Source organism: Pseudomonas sp., assembly GCF_037994325.1.
Lineage (GTDB): Bacteria > Pseudomonadota > Gammaproteobacteria > Pseudomonadales > Pseudomonadaceae > Aquipseudomonas.
Window position 1 is genome coordinate 1 of the sequence record NZ_JBBNAH010000493.1, and the last position, 8561, is coordinate 8561.

Genomic DNA, 8561 nt, shown 5'->3' on the forward strand with positions numbered 1-8561 from the left:
GGTTCGGGCAGCGCTCGGCCAGTTGCTCCAGCAGCGCAGGAGTCAGGCGGCAGACGTTACGGTTGTAAACCACCACGCCGATTTTTACCGATTTGCACACTTGTTCTACGTGCAAGGCCACGCCTTCTTGGCTGGCTTCGGTGAGGTAATGCGGCAGCAGCAACAGACCTTTAGCGCCCAGGCGTTCAGCTTCTTGGGCCATTTCGATGGCTTGACGGGTTGGGCCGCCTACGCCGGCCAGAATCGGCACGCTGCCAGCGCAGGTGTCGACGGCAGTCTTGATAACAGAGGAATACTCGCGGTTAGTCAGCGAGAAGAATTCGCCCGTACCACCGGCCGCAAACAACGCCGACGCACCGTATGGGCCAAGCCATTCCAGGCGGCGGATATAGGATTCTGGGTTGAAATCGCCGGCAGCATCAAAGTCTGTGACTGGGAAGGACAGCAGGCCGGAAGAGAGGATGGACTTCAGTTCTTGTGGATTCATTATTCGAACACCCTGTAAAGCGCGTAGTGGATTAAGGCGTGGCAAGAGGAGTGCCCAGCAAACCGAACGAGAAATGGCACTGGGCTCAATCGCAAACGCAGAGTTACGTTATCGTACAACTATCCAGACTGTCATCTCCTTTTGTCGCTGAGGCGTCTACGACTAAAGGCGTAGAGATTGCGTTATGCCCCGCCGTACAACGCTTTGCGCCCTTCACATTTCCCTACGCAATGCCCATGCTCAAGCGGCCTAATGGCTAAAAAGCAGTGTCTACGGCGGCCTCAAGGGAAAAACCGCCAGCAGTTTAACCAGCACCTGTACCGGCGAATTTTCTACCTAAGTCGCGTTGACAAAGATTGCAGGGGCTGTTGATAATCCAGCCAAGTCATACGACAACCGATAACAGCGCACTCCTCGACGAGGGCAGTATCGGCACAGATCGAACCCATAAAAATAAACACAAGAAATTCAGGGCCCAATCATGACCAGCAACTCCAACGCCCCTACTCCGTTCAATCGCCTCCTACTTACCGGTGCCGCTGGCGGCCTGGGCAAAGTGCTGCGCGAAACCCTGCGCCCGTACGCTAACGTGCTGCGCCTTTCTGATATCGCTGAAATGGCTCCGGCCAGCGGCGCCCATGAAGAAGTGCAAATCTGCGACCTCTCCGACAAACAAGCGGTGCACCAACTGGTTGAGGGTGTGGATGCGATTGTGCATTTCGGCGGCGTATCGGTTGAGCGCCCGTTTGAAGAAATCCTCGGCGCTAACATCAGCGGCGTGTTCCACATCTACGAAGCGGCGCGCCGCCATGGCGTTAAGCGCGTGGTGTTTGCCAGCTCCAACCATGTGATCGGTTTTTATAAACAGGACGAAAAGCTCGACGCCGCCTCCCCTCGCCGCCCCGACGGCTACTACGGCTTGTCCAAGTCATATGGCGAAGACATGGCCAGCTTCTACTTCGACCGTTACGGCATCGAGACCGTCAGCATCCGCATCGGCTCTTCGTTCCCGGAGCCACAAAACCGCCGAATGATGCACACCTGGCTGAGCTTCGACGACCTCACGCAATTACTCGAACGCGCCCTCTACACCCCTAACGTCGGCCACACCGTGGTCTACGGCGCTTCGGCTAATGCTGAGGTGTGGTGGGACAACCGTTTGGCCTGCCACCTGGGCTACACCCCCAAAGACAGCTCGGAAGTGTTCCGCGCCAAGGTCGAGGCCCAGCCGATGCCAGCCGCCGATGACCCGGCAATGGTTTACCAAGGCGGCGCTTTTGTTGCAGCCGGGCCGTTTGGCGACGATTAAGCAGCACCGCTAGCCGTTAGAAACGCCGCACCACTCTAGAAAAACAACTAAAGAGACTGCGCTGCCATGCATGCTGAACTGATTGTCGACGCCCGCAATGCCACCGGCGAAAGCCCGGTGTGGAGCGTGGCTGAACAAGCCTTGTACTGGGTGGATATACCCGCCCAACACCTGCATCGCTGGCGCGCCAGCGATGGTCAAACGCAAAGCTGGCAAGCCCCGGAAATGCTCGCCTGCATAGGCCGCTACGCCGACGGCAGTTGGATTGCCGGCATGCAAAGCGGCCTGTTTCGCTTAACCGCACAAATCGATAGCAGGTTGGCCAGCGAAAAGCTCGCCGGCGTCAGCCACGCCCATTCCGCCATGCGCTTTAACGACGGCCGTTGCGACCGCCAGGGCCGCTTCTGGGCCGGCACCATGTTGTTGGATATGGCCGCCGGTTCTCCGGTTGGCGCGCTGTACCGTTACAGCGCCGGGCAGCGCGAACCGCTCACCGCCCAACTCAGCGATTTCATCGTGCCCAACGGCCTGGGCTTTAGCCCCGATGGCCGCACGATGTATCTCTCCGATTCGCACCCCAACGTGCAGAAAATCTGGGCCTTCGATTACGACACCGACAGCGGCACGCCGCATAACCGCCGCGTGTTCGTCGACATGAACCAACACCCAGGCCGCCCGGATGGCGCCGCCGTAGATGCCGATGGCTGCTACTGGATTTGCGGCAACGATGCCGGCCTGGTGCACCGCTTCACCCCCGAGGGCAAGCTCGACCGTTCCCTCGCCGTACCGGTGAAAAAACCCGCCATGTGCGCCTTCGGTGGCGCCGGGCTGGACACCTTGTTTGTTACCTCGATTCGCCCCGGCGGCGACCTCAGCGACCAGCCTCTGGCCGGTGGCGTGTTCGCCTTGCAGCCTGGGGTCAAGGGCCTGGAGGAACCGCTGTTCGCCTCCTGATCAGCCCTAAGTACCAAGACCCAAGCCACCCTCAAACAAAAACAAAACGGAGCTTTACCATGAACTTCAAACGCACAGTGCTCGCCGCCGCCCTGCCCCTGGTGTTCTGCCTCTCGAGCAGCGCCTATGCCGCGCTAAACATCAAGTTTGCCGAAGTGCACCCAACCGGTTACCCGCCAGTGGTAGCAGAAGAAGCCATGGGTAAAAAACTGCAGGAACAATCCAAGGGCGAGATCACCTTCAAAATGTTCGCCGGTGGCGTGCTGGGTTCAGAAAAAGAAGTGGTTGAGCAGGTGCAACTCGGCGCCATTCAAATGACCCGGGTGAGCCTGGGCATCGTCGGCCCGGTAGTGCCGGACGTAAACGTGTTCAACATGCCGTTTATTTTCCGCGACCAAAAACACATGCGCGCGGTGATCGACGGTCCAGTTGGCCAGGAAATCCTCGACAAAATCACCAACTCGGACTTCAACCTGGTGGCCCTGGCCTGGATGGATGGCGGCACCCGCAACCTCTATACCAAGAAGCCGGTGCGCAAAATGGCCGACCTCAAAGGCATGAAGATTCGCGTGCAAGGCAACCCGCTGTTTATCGACACCATCAACGCCATGGGCGGTAACGGCATTGCCATGGCCACCGGGGAAATTTTCAGTGCCCTGCAAACCGGCGTAATCGACGGTGCAGAAAACAACCCGCCGACCATGCTTGAGCACAACCACTACCAGAACGCCAAGTTCTACACCCTCACCGGCCACCTGATCTTGCCGGAGCCGGTGGTGATGTCGAAAACCACCTGGGAAAAGCTCACCCCTGAGCAGCAAGCCCTGGTGAAAAAACTGGCCACCGAAGCGCAGTTCGAAGAGCGCAAATTGTGGGATGAAAAATCCGCCAGCGCCGAAGCCAAACTCAAAGCCGGGGGCGTGGAATTTATCACCCTGTCCGACGCCGAGAAGAAAGAGTTCGTCGACGCCACTGCACCCGTTCGCGCTCAGTACGGCGCGCCGTTTGCCGACCTGATCAAGCGCATCGAAGCGGTCCAGTAAGCAAGACCCGCGAAAACAGTCCCGTCACTTTGATAACGCTGCAGCGCGGGTAACAGCCCGTTGCTGCGGTCGTGGTGAAGCCCATGAGAAATACCGTGTTGCGCATCAATGACCAGATCTACCGCGTCTGCATCGGCATTGCCGGGCTCTCGGTGCTGGTCATGACCCTGATTATTCCCTGGGGCATTTTTGCCCGTTACGTACTCGGCAGCGGTTCCAGCTGGCCCGAGCCCACTGCCATCTTGCTGATGGTGGTGTTTACCTTTTTTGGTGCCGCCGCCAGCTACCGCGCCGGCGCCCATATGGCCGTGAGCATGGCCACCGAACGCTTCCCGCCGGCCTTGCGCCAGGCAGCAGCGATTCTGGTGCAAGTGCTGATGGCCTTGATCGCCGTGTTCATGATCGTCAAAGGCGCCAAGTTGTGCGCCGGCACCTGGAATCAATTCGTCGGCGAAATGCCGTCGCTGCGCGTAGGCATCTCCTACCTGCCAATTCCTATCGGTGGCGTGATCACGCTGATTTTTGTGCTGGAAAAACTGTTCCTGGGCGACCAGAGCAAGCGTCGGGTCATGAGTTTTGACGTCGTAGAACTAAGCGAAGAGGCCGTATAAATGGACGCGCTCATCCTGTTGGGCAGCTTTATTGCCCTGATCCTGCTCGGCATGCCAGTGGCTTATGCCCTGGGCCTTTCGGCGCTGATTGGCGCCTTTTGGATCGACATCCCGTTCGATGCCCTGATGATTCAGGTGGCTGGCGGGGTCAACAAGTTCTCGCTGTTGGCGATTCCGTTCTTTGTACTGGCCGGCGCCATCATGGCCGAGGGCGGTATGTCCCGCCGGCTGGTGGCCTTTGCCGGGGTGCTGGTGGGCTTTGTGCGCGGCGGTTTGTCTTTGGTCAACATCGTCGCCTCCACCTTCTTTGGCGCCATCTCCGGCTCATCGGTGGCGGACACCGCGTCGGTCGGCTCAGTGCTGATTCCAGAAATGGAAAAAGCCGGCTACCCGCGTGCCTACTCCACTGCCGTCACCGTCAGCGGCTCGGTGCAAGCCCTGCTGACGCCGCCCAGCCACAACTCGGTGCTGTACTCGCTGGCGGCCGGCGGCACGGTTTCCATTGCTTCGCTATTTATGGCCGGCATTGGCCCAGGCCTGTTGCTTAGCGCGGTGATGATGGTGCTGTGCATGATCTTCGCCAAGAAGCGCAACTACCCCAAAGGTGAAGTGATTCCCCTGCGCCAGGCGCTGAAAATTGCTGCCGAAGCGCTGTGGGGCCTGATGGCCATGGTGATTATTCTGGGCGGTATTCTGTCCGGCATCTTTACCGCTACCGAGTCGGCAGCGATCGCGGTGCTGTGGTCGTTCTTTGTCACCATGTTTATCTACCGCGACTACAAATGGCGCGACCTGCCCAAGCTGATGCACCGGGCGGTGCGGACCATTTCCATCGTGATGATCCTTATCGGTTTCGCCGCCAGCTTTGGCTACATCCTCACCCTGATGGAAATTCCCACCAAGATCACCACCGCGTTTCTGACCCTGTCGGATAACCGTTACGTGATCCTGATGTGCATCAACGTGATGTTGCTGCTGCTCGGCACCGTGATGGACATGGCGCCGCTGATCCTGATCCTGACCCCGATTCTGCTGCCAGTGATTACCGGTATCGGCGTCGACCCAGTGCACTTCGGCATGATCATGTTGGTGAACCTGGGGATCGGATTGATCACACCGCCGGTGGGCGCCGTGTTATTTGTCGGCGCGGCGGTGGGCAAGGTCAGCATCGAAGAAACCGTAAAAGCCCTGCTGCCGTTCTACGTGGCACTGTTCGCCGTGTTGATGGCCGTGACCTACATTCCGGCGATCTCGCTCTGGCTGCCAAGCGTGGTTCTTTAAGCAAACACAATCCCCGTAGGGTGTGCTGTGCGCACCATGGCGATCTCCCCGCAATCGCCGAGGTGTGCACTGCACACCCTACGGGAGCCAAAGCGTTCGAAGCATTTTGTCTAAGCAGCATTGGCCGCACCGGTTACGTTAGGTGCGGCTTTTTTTATCAAGGATCGGTATGTCTAGCTCCGCCCTCTTCCCCCGCCATATCGCCGTACTGCTGCTGGCCTTTCTGGCTAGCTGTTTTGCCGGTAACCATATCGCCGCGCGCATTGCCTTCGACCATGACACCGGCCTGCTCTTGGCGATTCTGTGTCGCTCAGGCGTGACTACGTTAGTACTGGCGGGCCTGGTGTGGTGGCGGCGCGATTCGTTGAATCTGCCGCGCGGCGCTTGGCCATGGCAGTTGGCGCTGGGCCTGTTGATCGCCACACAAAGCTTTTGCGTGTACTCCACCGTGGCGCGAATTCCGGTGGCGTTGGCGCTGCTGATCGTCAATATCGCGCCAATCCTTTTAGTGCTGCTGACCTGGGCCCTGGGCGGCGCCAAGCCGACACCACGGGCATTGGTGCTGATGGGCGTGATCTTGTTTGGCCTGGTGTTCGCCCTCGATGTGCCCGCGCGCTTGAACGGCGTGGACGATGGCATTGAGTGGTTTGAAGGCGTGCTATTTGGCCTGGGCGCGGCGTCGGTGTTTGCCGTGGCGTTGTGGATTACCGATAACAAACTGTCGGGCATGGTTGGCACGGTGCGCAGCATGTTGACCATGCTTATCGTGTTTTCCAGCATCGCCATCGCTGGCAGCAGTGGCGTGATGCCGGGCGGCTTGGGTCTGCCGAGCGCAGCCGCTGGCTGGGTCGCCCTCGCCTGCTTGGTGGTGCTCTATGGCGTGGCGTTTTCGCTGCTGTTTATCTGCATGACGCGCTTGGATATGGCCCGCAATGCGCCGGTGATGAACGTGGAACCGGTGGCCAGCCTGGTATTTGGCTGGCTGATTCTTGGGCAGTTGCTAAGCGCTGGGCAGATTATCGGCGGGCTGATTGTGGTCAGCGGCATTGTCCTGCTGACGTACCGCAAACGTGCCTAGCGTTCAGCCTTGGTTGGCGACCTGCGCGGCCTCGTGGGCTTGGCGCAGGCGCTCGCGGCTATTGGTCAAGTGCAAGCGCACGGCAGCGCGAGCGGCATCGGAATCCTGGCGGGCGATGGCTTCAAAAATCTGCTCATGCTCACGTTCCAGGCGGGCCATGTAATGGCGCTGGTCATCATGGGCAATGCGCGCCGAATTAAGCCGCGTACGGGGAATAATGCTGGTGCCCAGGTGGCTCATGATGTCGGTGAAATAGCGGTTGCCGGTGGCTTCGGCAATCAGCAGGTGGAACTGGAAGTCCGAAACCACCGCATCGCCGGAATGGGCGGCGCTTTCACGCAGCGAGTCGAGCACCTCACGCATGGCCTGCAACTGCGCGTCGGTACGGCGCTGCGCGGCAAGGCCGGCAGACTCCACTTCCAGGCTGATACGAAATTCGAGAATGGCCAACACATCACGCAAGGTGACGATGGTCGCCGGGTCGATACGAAAGCCGCTGGGGCTTGGCGTATCCAACACAAAGGTGCCGATGCCATGACGGGTTTCCACCAGGCCCGAAGCCTGCAAGCGCGACAAGGCTTCACGCACCACGGTGCGGCTGACACCCTGGGCTTCCATGATTGCCGACTCGGTGGGCAGCTTTTCGCCACGCTTGATCTGGCCGTCGCGAATCTGCTGCGACAGTTCGGTCACCAACTCCTGGGCGAGGCTGCGATGCTTGCGGCGCACACGTGGTTGGGGGCTTGGGATTTCCATGGCGACGTTTATTCTCGGCTAACGGGCAGGCGGCCATCATATCCCAGCGGTTGTACGATGACACCCCTAGACACGCAGCAAAACTGCGGCATAACGACACTTAACTGCGCCGTAGTGCGCACCCACTTCTAAAGGTTGAACCGCCAATGACCGCTACTGCCATTGTCAGCATCAGCGACGCCCTCACCCGCCTCACCGTGGCCCCCGCGATTGGCGGCAGCTTGGTGGCCTGGACCCGCCTTAGCGACGGCCTTGACCTGCTGCGGCCAAGCCCAGCCGACGCCGACGCCGAGGGGCCACGGCAATTGGCCTGTTACCCGCTGGCGCCGTGGTCGAACCGCATTGCCAACGGTGGCTTCGACAACCCGCAAGGCTGGTTAGCGTTGAGCCCTAACTCCAGCAATGACCCGCTACCGATTCATGGCAGCGCCTGGCAGCAGGCGTGGCAGGTGGTGGCCCACGACGCCTCGAGTTTGCTGCTGCAACTCGACAGCCAAGTGCCGTTCGCCTACCGCGCCGAACAACGCATCAGCCTGGAACAGGGTCGCTTGAAGATCGAGCTTAAAGTCACCCATCTGGCGGACCAACCGAGCTGGCATGGCCTGGGTTTGCACCCGTACTTTCCGCGCACCGGCGCAACGCGCTTGCAGGCGAACGCCGAGCAGGTATGGCTCTGCGATGACGGGCGCTTGCCCACCGCGCTCAGTGAGTTGCCCACTGAATGGAATTTTCGCCAATCGGCGCAGTTGCCGAGTGAGTTGGTGGATAACGGTTTTACCGGCTGGGATGGGCGCGCGGTGATTACCCAGGAAGACGCCGGTTATCAGTTGGAACTTGCCGTCACAGGCAGCGAATTTTTCCTGCTGTTCTGTCCGTTGGATAAACCATTTTTCTGCATTGAGCCGGTTAGCCATCCAGTCAACGCCCACCACCTACCGGGGCGACCAGGGCTACGTTTACTGGAAAAGGGCCAGTCATGCGAATTGGCTCTGAGCCTGACCTATACCGCTCTGAAACCGTAGGGTGTGCTGCGCGCACCACG

The 8561-nt window shown here is 59.6% G+C and carries 9 protein-coding genes; 7 read left to right on the forward strand and 2 right to left on the reverse strand.

From position 1 onward, the window contains the following. Positions 1 to 487 (reverse strand): dihydrodipicolinate synthase family protein (locus AAAB16_RS16760; protein ID WP_340664341.1); only part of this gene is annotated, 487 nt, incomplete at its 3' end. Between the two features lie 481 nt (positions 488 to 968). Between AAAB16_RS16760 and AAAB16_RS16765 the strand changes: the two genes are divergently transcribed. From AAAB16_RS16765 to AAAB16_RS16790, 6 genes are all read left to right on the forward strand, one after another. Next, a complete protein-coding gene (locus AAAB16_RS16765; protein ID WP_340664342.1) occupies positions 969 to 1796 on the forward strand; it encodes an NAD(P)-dependent oxidoreductase in 828 nt (275 codons plus the stop codon). Positions 1797 to 1862: 66 nt separating this feature from the next. Then, entirely contained in the window at positions 1863 to 2750 is an 888-nt protein-coding gene (locus tag AAAB16_RS16770; RefSeq protein WP_340664343.1) for an SMP-30/gluconolactonase/LRE family protein, read from the forward strand. Between the two features lie 59 nt (positions 2751 to 2809). Continuing rightward, positions 2810 to 3793, forward strand: a complete 984-nt coding sequence (locus AAAB16_RS16775; RefSeq protein ID WP_340664344.1) for a TRAP transporter substrate-binding protein — start codon at positions 2810 to 2812, stop codon at positions 3791 to 3793. Between the two features lie 83 nt (positions 3794 to 3876). Continuing rightward, the gene (locus tag AAAB16_RS16780) at positions 3877 to 4404 is read left to right on the forward strand and encodes a TRAP transporter small permease (protein ID WP_340664345.1); all 528 of its coding nucleotides are present in this window, start codon (positions 3877 to 3879) and stop codon (positions 4402 to 4404) included. Beyond that, positions 4405 to 5685 carry a TRAP transporter large permease gene (locus AAAB16_RS16785; RefSeq protein ID WP_340664346.1) on the forward strand — a complete coding sequence of 427 codons (1281 nt, stop codon included), beginning with the start codon at positions 4405 to 4407 and terminating at the stop codon, positions 5683 to 5685. A gap of 169 nt (positions 5686 to 5854) precedes the next feature. Continuing rightward, positions 5855 to 6763: a DMT family transporter gene (locus AAAB16_RS16790; protein WP_340664347.1), complete on the forward strand. Its 909-nt coding sequence runs from the start codon at positions 5855 to 5857 to the stop codon at positions 6761 to 6763. 3 nt (positions 6764 to 6766) lie between these two features. Here AAAB16_RS16790 and AAAB16_RS16795 read toward each other — a convergent pair whose 3' ends face one another. Continuing rightward, the gene (locus AAAB16_RS16795; protein ID WP_110618392.1) at positions 6767 to 7519 is read right to left on the reverse strand and encodes a FadR/GntR family transcriptional regulator; all 753 of its coding nucleotides are present in this window, start codon (positions 7517 to 7519) and stop codon (positions 6767 to 6769) included. 146 nt (positions 7520 to 7665) lie between these two features. On the opposite strand from AAAB16_RS16795, the gene AAAB16_RS16800 reads away from it, so the two are divergent. Continuing rightward, positions 7666 to 8541: an aldose 1-epimerase gene (locus AAAB16_RS16800; RefSeq protein WP_340664348.1), complete on the forward strand. Its 876-nt coding sequence runs from the start codon at positions 7666 to 7668 to the stop codon at positions 8539 to 8541. The last annotated feature ends 20 nt before the right edge of the window (positions 8542 to 8561 follow it).

What these genes read in the sequence shown, in the direction of transcription:
- AAAB16_RS16765 (WP_340664342.1), top strand. Translation starts at nt 969, where the DNA reads ATGACCAGCAACTCCAACGCCCCTACTCCGTTCAATCGCCTCCTACTT.
- AAAB16_RS16770 (WP_340664343.1), top strand. Translation starts at nt 1,863, where the DNA reads ATGCATGCTGAACTGATTGTCGACGCCCGCAATGCCACCGGCGAAAGC.
- AAAB16_RS16775 (WP_340664344.1), top strand. Translation starts at nt 2,810, where the DNA reads ATGAACTTCAAACGCACAGTGCTCGCCGCCGCCCTGCCCCTGGTGTTC.
- AAAB16_RS16780 (WP_340664345.1), top strand. Translation starts at nt 3,877, where the DNA reads ATGAGAAATACCGTGTTGCGCATCAATGACCAGATCTACCGCGTCTGC.
- AAAB16_RS16785 (WP_340664346.1), top strand. Translation starts at nt 4,405, where the DNA reads ATGGACGCGCTCATCCTGTTGGGCAGCTTTATTGCCCTGATCCTGCTC.
- AAAB16_RS16790 (WP_340664347.1), top strand. Translation starts at nt 5,855, where the DNA reads ATGTCTAGCTCCGCCCTCTTCCCCCGCCATATCGCCGTACTGCTGCTG.
- AAAB16_RS16795 (WP_110618392.1), bottom strand. Translation starts at nt 7,519, where the DNA reads ATGGAAATCCCAAGCCCCCAACCACGTGTGCGCCGCAAGCATCGCAGC.
- AAAB16_RS16800 (WP_340664348.1), top strand. Translation starts at nt 7,666, where the DNA reads ATGACCGCTACTGCCATTGTCAGCATCAGCGACGCCCTCACCCGCCTC.